Raw genomic sequence first — 22,470 nt, 5'->3', positions numbered from 1 at the left:
GAAGAGGTGGGATCGGCATAGGTTTTTAAACCTTCGGGAATAGCTTCGAAGAAAACAGTTAGGTTTTTCCTTTAACCCACTGAATTTATTCCAATACTACCTTAATCAACTGCATAAGAGACGTAAGCACATGAGAATTTTGCGTGGCTCCCCAGCTCTATCTGAGTTTCGTGTTAACAAGCTTTTAGAGCTTTGTCGTGAATTAAGCTTACCTGTAACAGGTATTTACGCTGAGTTTGCCCACTTTGCTGATCTAACGGCAGACCTAGATGAGTCTGAAGTTGAGAAGCTAGAAAAGCTACTGACTTACGGTCCAACGATTGAAGAGCATGAACCTGAAGGTTTACTGCTGCTTGCAACGCCACGCCCAGGCACTATCTCGCCTTGGTCTTCAAAATCAACAGATATCGCACACAACTGCGGACTGGCTAAAGTGTCACGTCTAGAGCGCGGTACTGCTTTCTACATTGAAACCTCTGCTGAACTTTCTGAACTTCAACTTGTTGAGCTGAAAGCAATCCTGCACGACCGTATGATGGAAGTGGTTTTCACTGACTTCGAATCAGCGGCGGCACTATTTACCGTTGCTGAGCCTGCTCCTTATGCGGAAGTTGACCTACTAACTGGTGGACGTAAAGCGCTTGAAAAAGCAAACGTTACCCTAGGTCTTGCACTTGCAGAAGATGAGATTGATTACCTTCTTGAAAGCTTCACTGAGAAGCTAGGTCGTAACCCGACGGACATCGAGCTAATGATGTTTGCACAAGCGAACTCAGAGCACTGTCGTCATAAGATCTTTAACGCTGATTGGACTATCGATGGCGTTAAGCAAGAAAAATCATTGTTCAAGATGATTAAGAACACCTTTGAAACGACACCAGAACATGTTCTGTCTGCTTATAAAGATAACGCAGCGGTAATGACAGGTTCTGAAGTTGGTCGTTTCTTCCCAGATCCAGAAACTCGCCAGTACAGCTACCACCAAGAAAAAACACACATCTTGATGAAAGTTGAAACGCACAACCACCCAACGGCAATCTCACCGTGGCCAGGCGCATCGACAGGTTCAGGCGGTGAAATCCGTGATGAAGGCGCAACCGGTATTGGTGGTAAGCCAAAAGCGGGTCTTGTTGCTTTCTCTGTATCTAACCTTAAGATCCCGAACTTCGTTCAACCTTGGGAAACTGACTTTGGTAAGCCAAGCCGTATCGTTACTGCTCTGGATATCATGCTTGAAGGTCCTCTTGGTGGAGCGGCATTCAACAACGAATTTGGTCGTCCAAACCTACTTGGCTACTTCCGTACTTACGAAGAGAAAGTAAACTCTCACGCAGGTGAAGAAGTGCGTGGTTACCACAAACCAATCATGCTAGCTGGTGGTCTTGGCAACATCCGTGATGAGCACGTTCAGAAGAAAGAGATCCCGGTAGGTGCAAGCCTAATCGTTCTAGGTGGTCCTGCGATGAACATCGGCCTTGGCGGCGGTGCGGCATCTTCAATGGATTCTGGTTCTTCTTCTGAAGATCTTGATTTCGCTTCTGTACAACGTGAAAACCCAGAGATGGAGCGTCGTTGTCAGGAAGTTATCGACCGTTGTTGGCAGCTTGGTGATGCGAACCCAATCGCATTTATCCACGATGTGGGCGCGGGCGGTATCTCGAATGCTCTTCCTGAGCTAGTCGACGATGGCGAGCGTGGCGGTATCTTTAATCTACGTGACGTGCCAAACGATGAGCCGGGCATGAGCCCACTTGAGATCTGGTGTAACGAATCTCAAGAGCGTTATGTAATGGCGGTTGCTGATAAAGACATGGCAACGTTCGACGCGATTTGTAAGCGTGAACGTGCACCGTACGCAGTGGTTGGTAAAGCAACTGAAGAACGTGATCTGAAATTAGAAGATTCACACTTCGACAACACGCCAATCGACATGCCAATGGACATCCTATTAGGTAAAACACCTAAGATGCACCGTGACGCGAAAACGCTAAAAGCTAACAACCCTGCGATTGACCGTTCTGGCATCGAGAGGAACGAAGCGGTTGACCGTGTTCTTCGCTTGCCAACAGTCGCTGAGAAAACATTCCTTATCACCATCGGTGACCGCTCGGTAACAGGCCTTGTAGCTCGTGACCAAATGGTTGGTCCATGGCAGGTTCCTGTTGCTAACTGCGCAGTAACAGCGGCAAGCTACGACTCTTACCACGGTGAGGCTATGTCTCTTGGTGAGCGTACGCCAGTGGCACTTCTAGACTTCGGCGCATCGGCTCGTCTAGCGGTTGGTGAAGCAATTACTAACATCGCAGCGACCAACATCGGCGATATCAAACACATTAAACTGTCGGCTAACTGGATGTCTCCAGCAGGTCACCCAGGTGAAGATGCAGGTCTTTACGAAGCGGTTAAAGCGGTTGGTGAAGAACTATGTCCAGCTCTGGGTCTAACTATCCCAGTGGGTAAAGACTCAATGTCGATGAAGACTAAGTGGGAAGAGAATGGTGAGCAGAAAGAAGTAACGTCTCCGCTATCTCTTGTTATCACTGCGTTTGCACGTGTTGAAGATGTTCGTAAGACGATTACTCCTCAGCTTCGCACTGACAAAGGTAATACAAGCCTAGTTCTTATCGACCTAGGTAACGGCAAAAACCGTATGGGTGCAACAGCACTTGCACAGGTTTACAAGCAGCTTGGTGACAAGCCAGCAGACGTAGACAACGCAGCGCAACTAAAAGGTTTCTACGAAGGCGTTCAAGCACTTGTAGCGAACGACCAAGTTGTCGCTTACCACGATAAAGGCGATGGTGGTCTATTCGTAACGCTAGCAGAAATGGCATTCGCAGGTCACTGTGGTGTTAATGCAAACATTGAAGCGTTAGGTGAAGACACGCTAGCAGCACTGTTCAACGAAGAGCTAGGTGCAGTAATCCAAGTCCGTAACGACGACCTAGACGCAGTACTTTCTACTCTTGCAGCTAACGGTCTAGAAGCATGTTCTCATGTGATTGGCAGCGTTGTTGGTGAAGGGGAAGCATCAGATGAACTAGTGATTAAGTCTGGCGAGTCTGTAGTGATTGAACGTAACCGTACTGAACTACGTACTATCTGGGCTGAGACAACGCACAAGATGCAAGGTCTGCGTGATAACCCAGTATGTGCTGACCAAGAACACGAAGCGAAGAAAGACAACTCGGACCCAGGTCTGAACGTGAAACTGAGCTTTGACGTAAACGAAGACATCGCAGCACCGTTCATCAACACAGGTGCTAAGCCTAAGATGGCGATTCTACGTGAGCAGGGTGTTAACTCTCACGTTGAAATGGCAGCAGCATTCGACCGTGCAGGCTTCGAAGCAACTGATATTCACATGAGCGACATCCTAACAGGTCAAGCGGTACTAGAAGAATACAACGGCCTTGTGGCATGTGGTGGCTTCTCTTACGGTGATGTACTAGGTGCTGGTGAAGGTTGGGCGAAGTCGGTTTTGTTTAATGACTCTACTCGTGACCAGTTTGAAAACTTCTTCAAGCGTGAAGATACCTTCTCTCTAGGTGTGTGTAACGGTTGTCAGATGCTGTCGAATCTACGTGAACTTATCCCAGGTGCGGAGTACTGGCCACGTTTCGTTCGCAACGAATCTGAGCGCTTTGAAGCACGTTTCAGCCTAGTAGAAGTTCAGAAGTCAGATTCTGTATTCTTCAACGGCATGGAAGGTTCTCGTATGCCAATCGCTGTTTCTCACGGTGAAGGCCGCGTAGAAGTACGTGATAACGACCACCTAAACGCGATTGAAAACTCAGGTACGGTTGCTCTACGTTACGTTGATAACAACGGTAACCAAACGCAGCAATACCCGAATAACCCGAATGGTTCGCCAAACGCTATCACAGGTTTAACAACGACTGACGGCCGCGTGACAATTATGATGCCTCACCCAGAGCGTGTCTTCCGTACGGTTGCAAACTCTTGGTCTCCGGAAGGTTGGGGCGAGAATGGCGCTTGGATGCGTATGTTCCAAAACGCACGTAAGAACGTGGGTTAATTGAAAACGATTTAAACAGTGTTATCGGGACAATAACCACAAGCGCAGATCGAAAGGTCTGCGCTTTTTTTGGTGGTGAGTGTGGTGTAGGGATCACCGTATAGTGGATGTGTGTATAACAAACTTTTGGACATAAATGAGTTTTGGAAAATCAAACATTAGCAAATGACTAATAACTTCAGGTATGACAAATAACTAAACCTGATAGAAAAACTGCCACCAAAGAGCAAAAGACAAGACCTGACCCTATTGTTTTTTGTACGCAAAAAAACAGCAGTCAGTGATAGGGTTTAATCGCCAAATAAATTCTACGCAAACTACCATTTTCATGCCGGGCTAAATGACATGGTTCAGCATGCACTCCCAAGGGCCTCAAAGGGAAGATTGAGCACCTTCTGCCCATTTGGTCAGCTTTAAATCGTCCAAAATAAGCAGCACGCAAGGCACAACAATTGACGCTAGTAACGTAGCCGAGACTAAGCCAAACGCAATACTGGCAATTAACGGGATCAGAAATTGCGCTTGCGTACTGGTTTCGATTAACAGTGGAAGCAATCCTGCAAATGTGGTTAACGAGGTGATAAATATCGCTCTAAATCGGTCACGTACCGCCTCTCGACAAGCGTCTATCAAGCGCTCGCCTTGGGCGATATTCTTCTTAATAAAATTGACCAACAGAATGTTATCGTTAACGACGATACCCGCTAAGGTAGCAAAGCCAACCAAGCTTGGAATAGTCAAATCGAACCCCATGCCCAAGTGCCCCCATACCACACCAATCCAGCCCATAGGGATTGCCAGCAGCACAGCAATCGGTTGAGTGTAGCTTTGTAACAGGAACACTAAAATAAGATAAATCCCCACCACGCCAAGAGCAAAGAAGGTCGCCAGCGAGGAGCCCGTATCTGAGCTTTCTTTATCCTGACCTTGCGAGGTGAAGGTGATGTCTGGGAATTTGTGTTGAGTTTGCGAGACAAATTCGCTATTGAACTGCAGCATGATTTCACGCGCATTGGCAACCCGCGTATCGATATTGCCTTGCACAACCACAGTGTTCATCCCATTAATGCGGTGAATTCGCGAGAAGGCTTGTTTTCTGTCAAACGTCGCAACACTTGATAATGGAACTAGGGTTCCATTGCCTGCCGTCACCATCAAGTTATTCAACTCATACAGGCTAGCTTGGTGCGTAAACTCATCCAGTCTCACACTAATATCCACCAGCTCGCCTTGTTGGAAAACCGTCAGATCAGTACTGCCTTTTACCGCGCTGCGCAGCGTTTGAGCAATGTTGGAAGCATTAACTCCCATCACGCCAGCTTCATCTTTAAGGTTAACGTGAAATTCGGTTCTGCCCTCACGCAGATCGGTGGAGAGGTTATAGACACCGTCAAATCCCTTCAACCATTTCACCAGCGAGCGGCTGACTTGATTGAGCTCTTGTAACGACTCACCCTGAACCCGAATATCAATGCCATTGCCAGCAATGCCCCGTTCTTTATCGGTAAACTTGAGTGAAACCACATCCGCCGTAGGGCCTACTTTTTGTTTCCAATCTTGGATCAGATCTTTAATGCTCTGCTGCCTAAATTGCGCTGGCAATAGATCGGCACTGACGGTTGCCATATGCGGCCCCGACTCATTAGCATCAGCATTTGAGTTGAACATGATCGTGGTGCTCGCGACCAAAGGTTTTGAGCTTGGGTATTTCTCTGCGTATTCTTGGTTGAGTTCATCAAGCGCGTTTGAAACCTTCTCCACCACCGCCTCTGTCTGGCTCAGTAAACTGCCTTGAGGGAGCAAGATACGCGCCTGCAGCACATCACTTTCCAAGGCAGGCATGGCTTTGAATTTCAGCCAACCTGACGAAATGGAAGCGGTTGAAATCATCACCACCATCACCAATATCCCTACTGAAAGATAAGGTGCATTCATCGCCTTGACACTCACTGGCACAAAGAATCTGTCTCTGATGTTTTCAAAACCGGCAATGAACTTGTCCCGTATAGGATTAGAGCGAGATTCAGTATGGCTATGTGCCAAATGAGACGGCAAGATCAAGAAAGCTTCTATCAGACTAACAAGCAAGGTAATCAATAACACGATGGGAATATAGCGTAGTACTTCGCCCATCTTGCCTGTGAGAAACATCAGCGGCCCTATCACCATGATGGTGGTAGCAAACGATGCAATCACACCTGGGAAGACTTGTTTGGTACCTTCAACTGCAGCGTCAAACGCGGGTAGCCCTTGTTGCCTCTTGGCAGCGATGTTTTCTGCAATGATCAACGAGTCGTCCATTAGCAGACCAATCGCGACAATCAGCCCGACCAGCGTCATCATATTCAGGGTATAACCGAGAAGTTGTATCGCAAAAATGGCGCCAAGGAATGAAACCGGCAGCCCCATGGTGACCCAAAAGCTAAAGCGAATATTAAAAAACGCCCACAACATCAAAAATGCCAGTGCTAATCCCTGTGCGCCATTGCTGGTGAGGATTCTCAGACGCTCAATAATATTGGTGCTGGAATCTTGGGTGATGGTTAAATCGACGCCTTCAGGGGCTCTCGCCTGTTCTTTTTCAACGATGCTGACGATCGCATCTTTGACCGTTAAGGTATCTTGAAATTGCGTTTTGGACACCTGAAGCAAAGCGGCACGCTGACCATTGAACAGGATTTGATTTTCATCGCTAGTGAACTTCTGCTGAATAACGGCAACATCACCGAGGCGAACCTGAGTCCCCGTCTCACTGGATTTAATCACGATATTTTCGAAGTCTCTGACGTTGCTGCCTAAGTGGTCGAAGCGGACGCTGATCTCTTCCAAGTCATTACTAAATACGCCAGCAGGAGTGCTGATACTTTGCTGTTGTACTAGATTGGACAAGTCGGACACACTCAGGCCGTACTGCTGCAACTTCCACTGCGATACGCGAATTTCTATTTCTTGATCCGCAAAACCGCTCACGGTCACCTGAGCGATCAATGGGCTCTCTTTTAACTTGTGCTTAATTTGTTGGGCATAGAGATATAAGTCCCTATCTGACATATTGCCGGTAATCGCGACACTGGCCACCGTTGCCACTCGGTCCAGTTTCGACACCGTGATCTGCTCAACTCGATCCGGAAAATCACTGATGGCGTTAACCTGCTGTTGAATATCGCTGGTTAAAGTGTCAATGTCTTCATCATCGCCGATTTCCACATTGGCGATGACCAAACTCTCTCGGGCATCACAGCTTAACTCTTTAATTCCACTCAGCTTATCGAGAGAATCTTCCAACGGGTAACACACTTCTTCCATCATCTCAAAAGGTGACGCGCCCGGATAAACGATCCGAACCTCAATATTTTTGGTCGGCGTCAACGGAAAAGTGTCTTTCTGCAGTTTGGGCAAGGCAAAAGCCCCTAACAGCAGTACCGCCATCATCAGGACATTGGCGCCAGTGGTGTGCCGAGCAAAAAAAGCGATCATAATTTGCCCTCTTTCTGAATCGCGTTTAGGGCTTTAAATCCGCTCTGCGTATCCAACCAAAGGCCGATTTTCTCATCCGGTTGCGGTTGTAAAGCCATCCCCTCAACGGCGGGTGAAAGTTTACTTAGCACAACCACATCACCGAATTCCACGCCAGATTTGATCACCGCAACCTGCCCTTGGACGAAATCTATCCTGACAGGTTTGCTTTTCAGTTTACCTTCAGAGACAGTGTAAACTTTACCATCATGGATGGCGTTTATCGGTAGCAAGACTTGTTGCTCCATCATTGGTGCTTTAATCGTGACTTTAACGAAAGTCCCACGAATAAGTGGTGGCTTCTCCCCGGGAATGGCTTGCTGATAGGGCTGATTTACTTGTGCAACCAGGCTTTGGCTTTGAGTCTGAGCATCGATTTCACCGCCGGAGCGGCTGATCTCGGCAGGCCAAGTAATTACTTTATCGCCTGCTTGGAGCTCGACTGTCGCGCTCAAGTTGCTATGAACATCTTCGTCAAGCGAGTCAAAGCGATTGGAATTTCTTAGCGGACGCATTTTACCAAGCGGAAACTGCGCGCGAACCTCAACGGCATCGATGTCATCCGCTTTGAGCAGCAATTCCCCCTTGTTGACATACTCGGCGAGTCCAACCAAGGTTTCGACAATGCGAATATCAAATGGGGCTTTAATTACGGTTTGTTCGAGATCTCGGTTTGCAAGTGCTAGTTCCGTTTGCAAAACCTTTTGCTGCGCTTGATTAATTGCCAGTTGGTTTTTCTGTGTCTGGAGCTGTTGCTGGCTGCTGAGCAAGTCTTTGGTCGCGCGGTCTTTCTCTGTTTTGGAGATATGCCCGGTTTCACTCAATTTGATTGAGCGGGCATATTCTGACTGTTGTACCTCAAACTCTTTCTCTGCAATCTTGAGCGAATCGATAATGGTCTGATTCGTTAGCATTAGCACTTCAAGCTCAGCTTGCAAACGGGCAATAGTAAGTTGATAAGCGGTGGGGTCAATTCTAAGGAGTTCGCTGTCTTTGCGGATAATAGCACCCGTTTTGTATTGCTCAGAAACCCACACAACCGCGCCGTCAAGTTCAGACTGTGCCTGCCAGTCTTGAACAGACTCGGTATGTCCATATCCGATGGCAGAAGGTTGGATATTTCGCGGCTCGACTTTCAACACCCGAACCACCTTTTTAGCAGCCGTATTACTCGCATTAGGCGGTTCAGCCTTCATCCCTGGTGCGATCACCAATAACGCGATGCCCAACAAAACAGGAGGAACAAACAGAGCCCTTTGTAACCAGCTATACCTAGTCATAGCGATTCCCTTACTATATATTAGCTTTTCCTTAAGCAAAAGGTAGCACACCAACATAAGCGGATTTGCTTCCTTGATCTCAAAATAAGTCAGGCCTCACAAATGGAGGCCTGATTGAATTGAGCTACTGATTGTTTTTGCCTTTGCCCATGGTATTTTTGGGGTTCACCATGCCTTGATGAGCATTAAACTCTTGTTGAGAGATAGCGCGATCCGCGTTGCTATCTAACGAAGCAAAACTGTGGCTTTGATTGATATTTTTCAACGTACGTCCCTCTTCTGCTCGCTGGGCAATACGTTCTGAGCGTGCTTGATTGAACTCGGCTTCGGTTATCTTGCCATCACCATCGAGATCAAACTGTGAAAATACTGGGCGTGACATATTGTTATTCATGCCTTTATTCATTCCACCAGCCATTGCTCCGAAGGCAATAACGATACCGAGTAACGCGATTATCGTGCTTTTGATTTTCATGACGTTTTCCTTCTCTTTGTTTCACTACTTAAGAATATACTAATGTAAGTAAGATAACGTCATGTGATGTAAAGGTATGTAAAGATGGCTAAGTAGATATCGATTTATGTTCTTATCGGTTTGTAAGCGCAGCGCAACAGAAATTATGAAACTTCTGCCGCTAGTACTCTGGTAAGAGTACAGGCATAGCTATGTCCAAATGGTTTTCAAATTATCCCAAACTTTCAGCCACCGAAACCGAAAAGCCAATGATATAAAATCCCTAGTTTCGAAAAATATGGCGATTTTTAGACTTTCAGAGTGTTTTCGAACTTTTGCCCAGCAGTTTGCCTTGCAAATATCCAACAGACAAGGGATTACTTTTAGTAGGGTAAATACATGTTAACATTCTGTTAACTCTGACTGGTAGTGGGGCAATAATGATTCCCAGAACATACAAAAAAGCCGCTGGATTGAACCCCAGCGGCTTATTATTTTCTAGCATCTAGCATCTAGCATCTAGCATCTAGCATCTAGCATCTAGCATCTAGCATCTAGCGCTTAGATTAGTTGTTGCTGTGTAGTTCGCTGTTTAGCTCAACAGCAGACTTGTTCGCAAGACATTCAATTTGGCCAGTGATTGAGTTACGACGGAACAGAAGATCAGAAACGCCAGCTAGATCGCGAGCTTTAATGATCTCTACTTCGTTGCCTTCTTTATCTAACATGCGAACCTTAGTACCCGCAGTCACGTAAAGACCAGACTCAACCGTACAACGGTCGCCCATAGGGAAGCCAAGACCAGCGTTTGCGCCCAGTAGGCAGTTTTCGCCGATAGAGATAACCATCGTACCGCCACCAGACAGAGTACCCATGATAGAAGCGCCGCCGCCGATGTCTGAACCGTTACCTACAACAACACCCGCAGAGATACGACCTTCAACCATGCTCACGCCAGTTGTACCAGCATTGAAGTTGATGAAACCTTCGTGCATTACTGTTGTGCCTTCGCCTACGTGTGCGCCAAGACGAACACGAGAAGTGTCAGCAATACGAATACCTGTTGGTACTACGTAGTCCACCATTTTAGGGAACTTGTCTACGCAATCTACAGACAGAGCACGACCTGCAAGGCGAGCTTCGATTTGACGCTCAGCCAGCTCAGGTAGGTCGATAGGGCCTTCGTTTGTCCATGCGATGTTGTGCAGTAGACCGAAGATGCCGTCCAGTACCGTACCGTGTGGTTGTACTAGGCGGTTAGAGATAAGTTGTAGCTTTAGGAAGCCTTCAGCAACTGATGCTGGCTTCTCGTCAGTAGCAAGAACAACAAGAACAAGTGGCTGTTCAGACGCTGCCGCTTTTTCTGCGAAAGATGCGTTAGCTGCATCATCGTTTGCTGCGAATGCTTTCGCCAGTTCTGCGCTTTGTGCAGCAGAGATTTCGATAGCTTGGTTGCCTTCAGCGTAACCTGACACTTCAGCTACAGCTGCTACAAGAGCGTCGCTTGGGTTTAGAAGCGGGTTAGGGAAGAACGCTTCAATGATTTTATTGTCGCGATTTTTGGTTGCCGTACCGAAGGCTAGTGAAAAATAAGCCATGTTGAATCTCCATGTGTTGAGTCTTGATTTTGCTATTCCAAAACAACGGATCGAATAACAAGCGCTGCCGTTAGCAAAGTTAATTTAATTGCGTTCATCATAAAGAGAGCGCCCTCGTTATGAAAGGGCGTATCGGGATAAAGTCTGTAAAATGATATTGCTTGTCTTTTGAGAGATAGTTTTCATTATCCGGATATTATACCTCGCTCTTAAATATGGGCGTTCTTACTTAAGTAGCGCGGTGCCATTTCATTTCCATGCCTGACACTTATCTTTAGTCCATCCTCTTGTTAGCCGTATCAATAGAGTGAGTCACACTTTCTTTATAAGCTCATGTTTATTATCAGAATTATTCGACTTCTGTTGATTAATCGCTTGTGCCTACAGTTAGGGTAAATACTCAACTTTCCAGACATGTAATTAAGAGAACGATCACTAAAACCCTGCAAGATGTCAGTATATTGCCTGCCATAACGACATTAAAACGATTAATAAAGGATCTTCTATGAATTTTACTAAGTCTTTACTGGTGTTATCTATCGGCGTAGCGATGGTTGGTTGTGGCTCGGACAGTGACGATATCGCAGTGACATGTGACACTGCCGCTTCTTGTACCAAGTTTACTGTTTTACATACCAACGATAACCATGGTCGCTTCTGGGAAAATAGTAAGGGTGAGTATGGAATGGCGGCTCGTAAGACGTTGATTGATAGTATTCGTGCGGAAGTGACTCAAAACGGTGGTGAGACGATCCTACTGTCCGGTGGTGACATTAATACTGGTGTTCCAGAGTCTGATATGCAGGATGCGATACCAGATTTTGTTGGCATGAACCTTCTTGGTTACGATGCGATGGCATTAGGTAACCATGAATTCGACAACACCTTGGATGTGCTTGAGATGCAATCTGAGCTAGCTGACTTCCCGATGCTTGCGGCGAATATTTATATCAAAGATGGAGACACAGTTACTGATGAACGCCTTTTCTCTCCATATAAAGTATTCACCATTAATGGTTTAAAGATTGCTGTTATTGGCCTGACAACCAAAGATACGGCTAAATTAGTTAATCCTGACAACGTCGCGACAATTCACTTTGCCGACCCACAAGTTGAAATCAAAAAAGCCATAAAAGAAATAGAGGCCAATGAAACGGTTGACCTGATTTTTGCTACCACGCATATGGGGCATTACGCAGATGGTCAGCATGGTAGTGAAGCGCCTGGCGATGTATTGCTTGCTCGCTCTCTAGAAGAAGGTCAGCTAGATGCAATTATTGGTGGACACTCTCAAACCCCTGTTTGTATGGAAGGCAATGAATACGCCGACTTCAACCCAGGGGATGACTGCAAACCTGATCAGCAAAATGGTACCTACATCATGCAAGCTCACGAGTGGGGTAAGTATGTAGGCAGAGCTGACTTTGAGTTTTATGACGGCAAACTGCATTTAGCGAAGTACGATCTGGTTCCTGTGAACCTAAAAGAGAAGGATGAAAACGGTGATTATCAGTTTATTCAATCTGAAATAAAGCCTGATGCAGCTGTAAAAGCTACTCTCTACCCATATCAACAACAAGGGCAAGATCTCCTCGATGTCATCATCTCAAAGACAGATGCAAAACTGGAAGGTGATCGTGATGTTGTTCGTTCAGAACAAACTAATCTTGGTCACTTGTTAGGAGAAGCATACCGCACTTATGAATTGGTGAATGCTGACTTTGGTGTAATGAACTCTGGTGGTGTCCGTGACTCAATTGCGGCAGGAGACATTGCTTATCGTGATGTACTGACGGTTCAACCTTTCGGGAACTTCGTGACTAAAGCAACGATGACAGGTGCTGAAGTAAAAGCGTATTTGGACGTTGTTGCGACGAAGACTGCAGGATCCGGCGCTTATGCCCAACTCGACAATATCAGCTTAACGGTTGACTGCGATTTGAGTGATGTGACCATTCGAGACATCAATGGCAAAGGTTTTGATTTAGCAGACACTTACACGTTCTCCGTGATCAGTTTCAGTGCGGCTGGTGGTGATGACTACCCAGTAATTGACGTTGAATCGACACAGTTAACGGATGCCTCGGTACTGCGCGAATTCTTTGTTAAGAACCCTGATGTCACTGCAGCGAATTACGCACCAGCGGATGGTGATCTAATCTACATGAGTAAAGGTTTAGAAGTAAAAGGCTGCCCTGCGAACTAATTTATAATTCGTAAACAAAAGCGCCAAAGAAAATAGCCAGCGAATCGCTGGCTATTTTTGTATCAGAAATTTGTTGTTCTGAGCTGAAACAAACGGTGCCTTATAAGCTTGCTCAATCCCTTCAATCAACATCTGCATACCGATTACCGCGAGTATCAACCCCATCATTCGAGTAATCACGTTCAGTGCGCTTGGTCCAACGGCTTTAACGAAGCGCTCGCCAAATACAAACAATACGTAGGTTAAGGCGCATAGTAGGCCAAAGGCGACGATGGTTTCGTAGATGCCTTCGGTGCTGGCAAAGTTCATCGCGGTGGCAATGGTGCCCGGTCCGGCTAATATTGGCATTGCCAGTGGCGAGACGGCGATACTGAGCGCCGCATCTTGTTGAGCGTCTGAGTTGACCTTCTCTTTTGCTTTAGAGTGTGTTGAGTCACCTTGCAGCATATGAAAGCCAATCAAGAACACGAGGATCCCGCCGGTGATACGAAGCGCGTAAAGCGTGATACCAAAGAGGTCGAAGATGAGTTTACCCGAGACAGCAAAGGTGCTGACGATGATGAAGGCGATGAACACTGAGCGGAAAGCGATAGACTTGACCGTTTCCCTATCATTATCACCTGTTAATCAAAGAAAGATCGGTGTGTTGGCGATAGGGTTCATGATGGCAAAAAAGCCCATGAACACGGTAATGGTATGAATGATGAGCTCTTTCATATTATTCCTTTGAAAATATGTAGTTAAATACGACAGCAGAATGTATTTAATCTTAGATACAAATAATTATTAGAAATAGATAGTAGAGCAAATGTGAATAAAAAACAGCCAGCATAAGGCTGGCTGTTTGGTTTTAGTGATAGGTGTAGAGTTTTAGTCGTCCGTTATTGCTTGATTCTCAACTAACAGACTCTACATAACAGGCAGATTGTGGGACTCACTTTGTCGTTATGCGTGTTGAGATTCACTCACTGCCACAGCCAATGCAACCGTCGCTCCGACCATTGGGTTGTTGCCCATGCCGATGAAGCCCATCATCGCCACGTGAGCAGGAACTGAAGAGCTACCTGCGAACTGAGCATCAGCGTGCATTCTGCCCATGGTATCGGTCATGCCGTAAGACGCTGGGCCTGCTGCTACGTTATCTGGGTGCAATGTTCGACCTGTACCGCCGCCTGAAGCAACTGAGAAGTATGGCAAACCTTGGCGAGTGCGTTCTGCTTTGTAGATACCCGCTACTGGGTGTTGGAAGCGAGTAGGGTTGGTTGAGTTACCCGTAATACTGACATCCACCTCTTCTCTGTGCATGATAGCCACACCTTCACGAACATCATCAGCGCCGTAACACAAGATGTCGCCGCGAGGGCCTTGTGAGAAACGGCGACGTTCTGTTTCAACAAGTTCACCTGTTTGGTAATCGTATTGAGTGCGCACGTAAGTGAAGCCGTTGATGCGTGAGATAAGATAAGCGGCATCTTTACCTAGGCCATTTAAGATCACTTTCAATGGGTTTTGACGTGATTTGTTGACGTTTAGTGCGATTTTGATCGCACCTTCTGCTGCAGCAAAAGATTCGTGACCCGCAAGGAAGGCGAAGCAGTGACTTTCTTCATTGAGAAGACGAGCGGCTAGCGCGCCATGTCCAATACCAACTTGGCGTTGTTCAGCAACACTGCCAGGTTTGGTGAATGCTTGAAGACCTTCACCAATAATATTAGCGGCTTGTTCTGCGCTGGTGGCTTTACGAAATAGCGCCAGTGCTGAGCCTAGGATATAAGCATCGGCAGCGCTTTCAAAAGCGATAGGTTGGGTGTCCATCACTAATGCTTTTGGGTCGACATTATGTGATAAACAGTATTGGTTTGCTTGCTCCAACGAGTCGAAGTTCATTTCTGCCAATACGCGAGTTACTGATTCATTAAATTGAGTGTTCATCATATCTTTCCTCTAAATTGGCAAAATTACTGTTGGCGTGGGTTAATAGTGGTCACGGCTTCATCGAAGCGGCCATAGGTCCCTGTCGCAAGGTCGGCCGCTTCATTCGCTGGCACGCCTTGGTTAATCGCCTTCATCATTTTGCCGAGGTTGAGATATTCGTAGCCAATCACTTCGCTGTGATCATCAAGTGCAAGCTTGGTTACGTAACCTTCTGCAAGCTCTAGGTAACGAACGCCTTTTGCTGCGGTTGAGTAGCTGGTGCCAACTTGGCTGCGCTGTGTTTGACCTAAGTCTTCTAGTGCTGCGCCGATCTCTAGGCCACCTTCAGAGAAAGCCGACTGAGTTCGACCGTAAACAAACTGCAGGAAGATTTCGCGCATCGCGACGTTAATCGCGTCACATACCAAGTCAGTATTCAGCGCTTCTAGAATGGTTTTTCCGGTGAGGATTTCCGCAGCCATCGCGGCAGATTGAGTCATACCTGAACAACCAATCGTTTCGATTAATGCTTCTTCGATGATGCCGTTTTTTACGTTAAGAGTCAGTTTTGCAGCACCTTGTTGTGGTGCACAAGTGCCAACACCGTGGCTTAAGCCAGAAATAGCGATGACATCTTTTGGGCTAACCATTGCGCCTTCAACTGGAATTGGAGCTGAATTGTGAAGATCACCCCTTTGAATAGGGCACATTGATTGAATTTCTGAAGAGTAGTGCATAATGTTTTCTCACTTATAGAGCCATTTAAGGCCTAGGGCGTTGAGAAAACAGGACGTGTTGGAAGAGGTGCGGCTAATTCACTACAGATCTTGAGTATCGATAATCCAAAGGTGTCATGGAACTTGGTCTTAATAGACTAAGTCCATTTCAAAATGGAGGAATAGCGATACGTCCAACAGTATTACCTGTTTTCGATTCTGTAGGAGTCATTAGCACTGTTCGGAAAGAACGGGCGGTTGAAGCAAAAGCTTAGGTGGAACCCCATCACCTGATGGCTATAGATTAGATCTTCCTCACACTTTCATGCAAGCGAATGTTTAGAGCGATTTCGACTATAAACAAGCTTCATTATATTTCGATAAGTATAAAAAACGCCAATAACGAACTCTGATTAGAGGCGTCATTGACGTTTTTTAGAAAGGTATCAGCTAGTTAAGCTGCATCTTCTTCTGCGTCTTCAACAGCTTCAAGCTTCTTAGCTTTTTTCGGAGCTGGCTTACGCTTAGCACCTAATGCGTAAAGAACTTCTTCTTTGTTCTTTGCTAGGTACATTGCAAGTTCTTCTTGCTTGCCTTCATCTTCAACTAAATCGCTTTTGCCTAAAAGTTCAAAAAGCTCATCAGCCATATCCAGCATTTTGTCGTATGCGTCGGCTTCGGCTTTAGAGGTAAAAGTCATTTTCTCTTCTCCGTTGCGTTCCACCACGTACTTGACGATAACAGCCATGGTTAATCCTCTAAGTTTGATAAATTTTACTGGCTTTTTATACAGTTTCTGATGTTAAAAGTCCAGTTGGAGCCCTAACAATGCGGCCTCAATCTTGATGTGTAGCCCAGTCTTCACAATAACTCATGAAAGATTTCAGTAGTGGGCTCTGGTATTTGTCCTTGTGTACCAGCATCCAGAAACGTCGTTTCATGTCGAGTGGCACATCGAGCGCTTTCACTCGGCCTGAATCAATCGCTCGTTGCGCCGCCAATCGTGATAAACAAGCGAATCCAAGATTGGCTGAAACTGAATTGATGATCGCTTCAGTGGTGTTGAGTTCAAAGGATTCATACCAATGTTCGATGCGAGGCGCAACGGCACGAAGGAAAAACTCGCGGGTCCCTGAGCCTGATTCACGTAGAATCCAGTGACTATCTTCCAAATCGCTTAAAGTCACTTTTTCTTTTGAAACGAGAGGATGTTGATTACTAACAATAATACACATTTCATCGCTGCTAAACTGACTCGAAATGAGTTCAGGGTGTAATGTTTTTCCTTCAATTAGCGCGATATCAAGTTCATAATCCACCAACTTTTGGCAGATCAGGGCACTGTTTGAAATGAACAAGCTTTGATCCTGATGTTGAGTTCGTTCGCGAAAGCCTGACAAAATAAACGGTGCGACCTGATTACCAATCGTGTCACTCGCGCCGACCTTTAGATTGCCACTTAAAGGCTGATCATCACGGAACAAAACATCAATACCAGCAGCACGATGTAATATTTCATCCGCCAATGGAAGTAACTTATGTCCCTCTTGGTTGAGAATTAATCGGTTGTTGACCCGGTCAAATAGAGAGTGGCCGAGTTGTTTCTCCATTTCGCCTAGTGCCATGCTGACCGCAGCTTTAGACAGAAACAGAGCCTCAGAGGCAGCAGTCAATGTCGAGTGCTGAGTAATAGTGACGAACACTTTGAGCTGTTTTATTGAAATATTAGCCATCAGATTCCTAGTTTTACTCTGCTGGTGAAAATGGATTCTGTTCAGTATTGATGAACACTTGTTATATATAATTGGATATTGTTTAACGAAGCGCAAGCGTATTATGGCTTCAACAAGCTGATGAGTTCACAAGTTTAGTGAATTAGGTTTAAGAGAGGCTGACATGATTCAACGTATTAAATATAGATTAACAGGAGCTCCAACACCCATGGCAGGGTTAGCACTCGCAATTGCAAGCTTAGGCTGGTGTTGGGATGGTGTTCTAGTCGCACAAGGTATCTTACACACACCGGGTTTGGTGCAGTGGATCAGTGCTGGCATTGCGGCGGTATTACTTCTTGTTTTAGCTGTGAAATTTTTGATTCATGGTCACCTATTGCGTGAAGATCTTGCTCACCCTGTTGTCGGCAGTGTGGTACCAACATTTGCAATGGGGTGCATGGTGGTGTCAGCGTCTTTGGCGCCAATCTCTCAATTCTTACAAGAAGCTATGTGGTTGGCTTCTGTGGCTTTGCATGTTGTGTTTCTAATGAGCTTTTTGTACCACAGAGCTAAAAACTTTGAGATTCACCACATGGTGCCAAGCTGGTTTGTGCCACCGATCGGTATTATCGTCGCTGACGTCTCTTTCTCAGGTAATCCAGTTTTAGAGCCAGTAGCTAACGCGACTTTGGTATTCGGCTTATTGGTTTACGCAGTAATGCTACCAATCATGGTTTACCGTTTGATCTTCTCTCACGAAGTGCCAGATGCTGCAAAACCAACGATTGCGATTATGGCAGCACCGGCAAGCCTATCTTTGGCGGGTTACTTAACCGTTACTGCTAACCCTTCACCTGTGATCATTGGTTTACTATTTGGTATTGCAGTGTTGATGACGTTCATTATCTATATGGCGTTTTTCAAACTACTTCGTCTTCCATTTAGCCCTGGTTATGCAGCGTTTACCTTCCCAATCGTGATTGGTGCAACAGCGTTATTTAAATTGGCTGCGTGGATGCAAGCACAAGGTATTGAAGCGCATTACATTAACCAAGTGTTTAACCTAGCTTATTTAGAGCTGATTGTTGCGACGTTGGTGGTAGGTTATGTGGCGGTTCGTTACTACATGAACTACAAACCTCACCGTGTTTTAAGTGCGGTAGCGGGCAGATTGTAAAGGGCAATAGTTCAAAAGATAAACGGAGCTTAAGTTTTCAGTATTTCATAAGCTTATATTCCTCATCCAAACTCAGCACTTATGCTAATCTGGCAGTATATTGTGGCAAGATTAGCGTGAGTGCACTTTGTTTACTGTTTACCATTCCAATAAAGTTGATACTTTAAAAATTCTTCTCGTTCACTTAATCAAAAGTGATCCTTTAGCCAATCCTTTCGAAAAAGAGCAGATCTTGGTTCAGAGCCCGGGTATGTCTCAATGGCTTAAGATGGAACTCGCCAAAGAGTTTGGTGTAGCAGCAAATATCGATTTTCCTCTTCCAGCAACCTTCATTTGGGATATGTTTACCCAAGTGCTTCCTGACGTACCGAAACGCAGTGCTTTTAACAAAGAAGCGATGACGTGGAAGCTGATGAGTTTGCTACCTGCGAAGCTTGACCACCCTGATTTCTTACCCCTACAGCGCTATCTTGAAAACGACGAAGACAGCTCTAAGTTGTATCAATTAGCCGAGAAAATTGCCGATATCTTCGATGGTTACTTAGTATATCGCCCTGAGTGGATGGCGATGTGGGAAGCGGGAGAACCCGTTGCAGAATTGATTGATAGTGAAGGGCAACAAGAGCACCCTTGGCAGCCGATTTTGTGGAAGGCACTCTACGAGCAAACGCTCTCTCAAGGTCAATCGAAATATCACCGTGGTAACTTGTATCACGACTTCATTGAAGCGTTAACTAATCAACAAGGCCAGTTACAACACCTGCCGAAACGTCTGTTTGTGTTTGGTATTTCGTCACTGCCTCCTCGCTACATGGATGCCTTGAAAGCGCTTGGCGAACAGATTGATGTCCACCTGATGTTTACCAACCCTTGCCAACATTACTGGGGCGATATTCGTGACCGTAAATACTTGGCGAGAGTGGAAGCGCAGCGTCGTAAGCAGTTTGCTTTGGTTGATGGTTTACCTCAGCTAGAAGGCGAAGTCTCACCATTAAAAGATGGCATTGAAGCCAATATTGAAGACGAACTGCATACCAGCCAAGCGGTAGGTAATAGCTTACTTGCGTCTATGGGTAAACTGGGCAGAGATAACCTGTTCTTGCTGTCTCAATTAGACAGCGAAGAGCATGAGTTCTTTATTGATGTCGAGAGAGACAGCCTGCTGCATCAACTGCAAGCCGATATTCTTGAGTTAGAAGAACACCAAGACGATCACATCTTAGACTCCAGCAACCATAAACAAGTGGTTGAGCTGGGCGATCGTTCGTTGACGGTACACGCTTGTCACAGCCCAATGCGCGAGGTTGAAGTTCTTCATGATCAGTTGTTAGCAATGTTTGACGCTGACCCGACATTAAAGCCACGCGATATCATTGTGATGGTGGCAGACATCAATGCTTACAGCCCTGCTATTCAGGCGGTATTTGGTAATGCTCCGGGTGAGCGTTATATCCCTTACTCGATCTCGGATAGAACCGCAGATCAAGAGAGCCCAATCCTGACCGCGTTCATGCAGTTAGTCGCGCTACCGAACACGCGTTGTCTAGCTTCTGAACTTCTAGAGTTATTAGAAATCCCAGCGATGATGGCACGCTTCGGTATTGATGAATTTCAATTTGAACAAGCTAAGCAGTGGGTTGAAGAAGCGGGTATCCGCTGGGGCGTCGATTCTTCTACGGCAACAGAGTTTGATTTGCCTGCCACCGAGCAAAATACTTGGCTATTTGGTATCCAGCGTATGTTACTGGGGTATGCGATGTCGGATTCCGCAGGTTTGTTTGAAACTGAACACTCTCCAATTGCTGCTTATAACGAAGTTCAGGGTATTAACGCCGAACTTGCTGGTAAGTTAGCGCACTTTATTGATCGTATTGCCCATTACCGTCAACGCCTTGCTGAGACGCAATCCATCGATATGTGGCGTGAAACCTTGCTGAAAATGATTGATGACTTCTTTGCGGTTGAACTAGAAGGCGAGGTGGTGCTTAAGTCGATTCGTGATGCGCTTTCTCAATTAAATGAACAGCTTGATGATGCCTTGTATGAGCAAGAGTTGTCGCCAAGCATTATCTACCAGTACCTCAATAATAAGTTATCTGGTGCGCGTATTAGCCAGCGTTTCTTAGCGGGTCAAGTTAACTTTTGTACCTTGATGCCGATGCGTTCTATTCCGTTCAAAACCGTTTGTCTATTAGGCATGAATGACGGGGTTTACCCTCGCTCAATGCCCCCAGAAGGTTTTGATTTAATGAATGGGCGCACTCGTCCAGGTGATCGTTCTCGTCGTGATGATGACCGTTATCTATTCTTAGAAGCGATGTTGTCGGCGCAAGAGTGTTTATACATCAGTTATGTCGGCCGCTCGATTCAAGACAATACTGAGCGAGTACCGTCGGTATTGGTTTCTGAGTTGATTGAGTACTGCCACCAGAACTACTGCCTAAGTGCAGATCAAGCGCTACCAAGTGATGATTCTGGTATCAAGCTGACTCAAGCGATGAACTTTGAGCACACCATGACCCCGTTCAGCCCGGCAGCCTTTACACAAGGTGATGCAAGTCATGTATTGAGCTACGCCAAAGAATGGCTTCCTGCAGCTAACCGTTCCGGTGAGCGCAGTGGTGAATTCAATCGTGCCTTGGATGACTATTTGCTTGGTGTGACTTATCCGTTAGAACTCGATTTGGTTGAGCTACAGCGTTTCTGGCGCCTGCCAGTGCAATACTTCTTTAATCGTCGCCTAAAGGTAGTGTTTGAGCCACCGCTTCCGGTAATGGAAGACGACGAGCCGTTCGTGCTTAATGGCTTAGAAAGCTTCCAGCTTAAAGATGCGCTGCTGCAGGTACTGTTGGAGCACCCAGAAGGAGCAGATGAAGCGGTTCGCTTGTTTGTTTCTGAGCAAAAAGCCCAAGGTCGATTACCGGTTGGTGCTTTTGGTGATATCGAGTTTGAAACCAACCGTGTTCAAGCAGAAGACTTAGCCAAAGAGATTCGATTTGTAAGTGGGCAGCCACAGCAAGATCTTGAGGTAAATATTGAATTTGACGTGCTAGGTGAAGGCAAACCGGTTCGTTTGATGGGCTGGCTTACTCAAAACTATCAATCGGGTTTAGTGCGTTTTCGTAGTGGCAAAATACGCTCTCAAGATTACTTGGCCGCGTGGATCGATCACTTGTGTTGTGCAGTGATGGGGCACGGCAAAACGACTCATATTATTGGCTATGACAGAAAAGAAGGCGTGGTTCACCAAACGCTACAGCCTATTGGCGATGCGCAGCAGGCGAAGAGTTTGTTGGCGGAGTTAGTACGACTGTTCTATCAAGGTATGACAGCACCACTGCCTTACTTCCCGAAAACCGCATTGGCTGGCGTTGAAGCGGGCTTTAGCCGTGGTAAATGGGTCGATGATGAAGAGAAGTCACTTAAGAAAATGGCCGATACTTTTAATGACAGCTTCGCTTTCACAGGCGAGGGGCGAGATACCTACATCTCGCGTATTTGGCCTAAATGGGACGATGAGCTGGCTGCTGAGTCGCGTATGTATTCAACGCTTGTGTTACAGGCGGCAAGGTTGGCGGCTGCCGATCTGGAAGATCAGGAGTAAGTGGCAGTGATCGACAAGATCAGTAGCGTTTGCGCTGAATTATTGAATGGTGAAAGAGAGTCGCTACTAAGCATTTGGGATGCTTGCTTTCAATATGAATGGAATCAAGGTACAGGAAATAAAGTGGCCGCCAGTAAATCATTATTAGTGTAGGGCGTTCGCTGTACGGCCACAGGTCAGAGGGACCATTATTCTGTGGTTCTAAGTAGGCAATGAGTATAAAACTCGAATCGCGCTCCTGAACTCGTGGG

At 46.2% G+C, this 22,470-nt stretch carries 12 protein-coding genes, 1 pseudogene and 1 riboswitch; of the genes and pseudogenes, 4 read left to right on the top strand and 9 right to left on the bottom strand.

Annotated features, from left to right (window positions below; genetic code table 11):
* Window positions 1-130: 130 nt before the first annotated feature.
* Window positions 131-4,039: a phosphoribosylformylglycinamidine synthase gene (purL, locus tag AB4623_RS09925; RefSeq protein ID WP_372146305.1), complete on the top strand. Its 3,909-nt coding sequence runs from the start codon at window positions 131-133 to the stop codon at window positions 4,037-4,039.
* Between the two features lie 372 nt (window positions 4,040-4,411).
* Here the strand turns inward: purL and AB4623_RS09920 are convergent, their stop codons facing one another.
* The 4 genes from AB4623_RS09920 to dapD form a co-directional block, all read right to left on the bottom strand.
* A complete protein-coding gene (locus AB4623_RS09920; RefSeq protein WP_372146304.1) occupies window positions 4,412-7,516 on the bottom strand; it encodes an efflux RND transporter permease subunit in 3,105 nt (1,034 codons plus the stop codon).
* Complete coding sequence (locus tag AB4623_RS09915; RefSeq protein WP_032545691.1) at window positions 7,513-8,835, bottom strand: efflux RND transporter periplasmic adaptor subunit; 1,323 nt, start codon at window positions 8,833-8,835, stop codon at window positions 7,513-7,515. The genes AB4623_RS09920 and AB4623_RS09915 overlap by 4 nt, the downstream gene beginning before the upstream one ends.
* Before the next feature lie 124 nt (window positions 8,836-8,959).
* Window positions 8,960-9,310, bottom strand: coding sequence for an EF-hand domain-containing protein (locus AB4623_RS09910; protein WP_017059884.1), 351 nt, complete (start codon window positions 9,308-9,310; stop codon window positions 8,960-8,962).
* 545 nt (window positions 9,311-9,855) lie between these two features.
* On the bottom strand, window positions 9,856-10,887 hold the full coding sequence (gene dapD / locus AB4623_RS09905; protein WP_017059885.1) for a 2,3,4,5-tetrahydropyridine-2,6-dicarboxylate N-succinyltransferase: 1,032 nt from the start codon (window positions 10,885-10,887) through the stop codon (window positions 9,856-9,858).
* Window positions 10,888-11,392: 505 nt separating this feature from the next.
* On the opposite strand from dapD, the gene ushA reads away from it, so the two are divergent.
* Window positions 11,393-13,093, top strand: coding sequence for a bifunctional UDP-sugar hydrolase/5'-nucleotidase UshA (ushA, locus tag AB4623_RS09900; RefSeq protein ID WP_372146302.1), 1,701 nt, complete (start codon window positions 11,393-11,395; stop codon window positions 13,091-13,093).
* Between the two features lie 51 nt (window positions 13,094-13,144).
* Here the strand turns inward: ushA and AB4623_RS09895 are convergent.
* The 5 genes and pseudogenes from AB4623_RS09895 to AB4623_RS09875 form a co-directional block, all read right to left on the bottom strand.
* Window positions 13,145-13,810, bottom strand: a pseudogene (locus AB4623_RS09895) (MarC family protein).
* 228 nt (window positions 13,811-14,038) lie between these two features.
* Complete coding sequence (locus AB4623_RS09890; RefSeq protein WP_372118483.1) at window positions 14,039-15,028, bottom strand: GGGtGRT protein; 990 nt, start codon at window positions 15,026-15,028, stop codon at window positions 14,039-14,041.
* 23 nt (window positions 15,029-15,051) lie between these two features.
* Entirely contained in the window at window positions 15,052-15,744 is a 693-nt protein-coding gene (locus tag AB4623_RS09885; protein WP_017071044.1) for an iron-sulfur cluster assembly scaffold protein, read from the bottom strand.
* 194 nt (window positions 15,745-15,938) lie between these two features.
* Window positions 15,939-16,023: riboswitch (Fluoride riboswitch) on the bottom strand.
* 154 nt (window positions 16,024-16,177) lie between these two features.
* The gene (locus AB4623_RS09880; protein WP_008223840.1) at window positions 16,178-16,471 is read right to left on the bottom strand and encodes a YebG family protein; all 294 of its coding nucleotides are present in this window, start codon (window positions 16,469-16,471) and stop codon (window positions 16,178-16,180) included.
* An 88-nt stretch (window positions 16,472-16,559) separates the two neighbouring features.
* Window positions 16,560-17,456 (bottom strand): LysR family transcriptional regulator, encoded by an 897-nt coding sequence (locus tag AB4623_RS09875; protein ID WP_048608012.1) that lies wholly within the window; start codon window positions 17,454-17,456, stop codon window positions 16,560-16,562.
* A 208-nt stretch (window positions 17,457-17,664) separates the two neighbouring features.
* Here AB4623_RS09875 and AB4623_RS09870 point away from each other — a divergent pair, with 208 nt between their 5' ends.
* Complete coding sequence (locus AB4623_RS09870) at window positions 17,665-18,615, top strand: TDT family transporter (protein WP_371725097.1); 951 nt, start codon at window positions 17,665-17,667, stop codon at window positions 18,613-18,615.
* A 127-nt stretch (window positions 18,616-18,742) separates the two neighbouring features.
* Window positions 18,743-22,219 (top strand): exodeoxyribonuclease V subunit gamma, encoded by a 3,477-nt coding sequence (recC, locus tag AB4623_RS09865; RefSeq protein WP_372146300.1) that lies wholly within the window; start codon window positions 18,743-18,745, stop codon window positions 22,217-22,219.
* Window positions 22,220-22,470 lie beyond the last annotated feature (251 nt).

The organism is Vibrio sp. 10N.222.52.C12, from assembly GCF_041474215.1.
In the GTDB taxonomy this organism is placed as follows: domain Bacteria; phylum Pseudomonadota; class Gammaproteobacteria; order Enterobacterales; family Vibrionaceae; genus Vibrio; species Vibrio crassostreae_C.
This window is presented reverse-complemented; position numbering and strand designations above follow the sequence as displayed.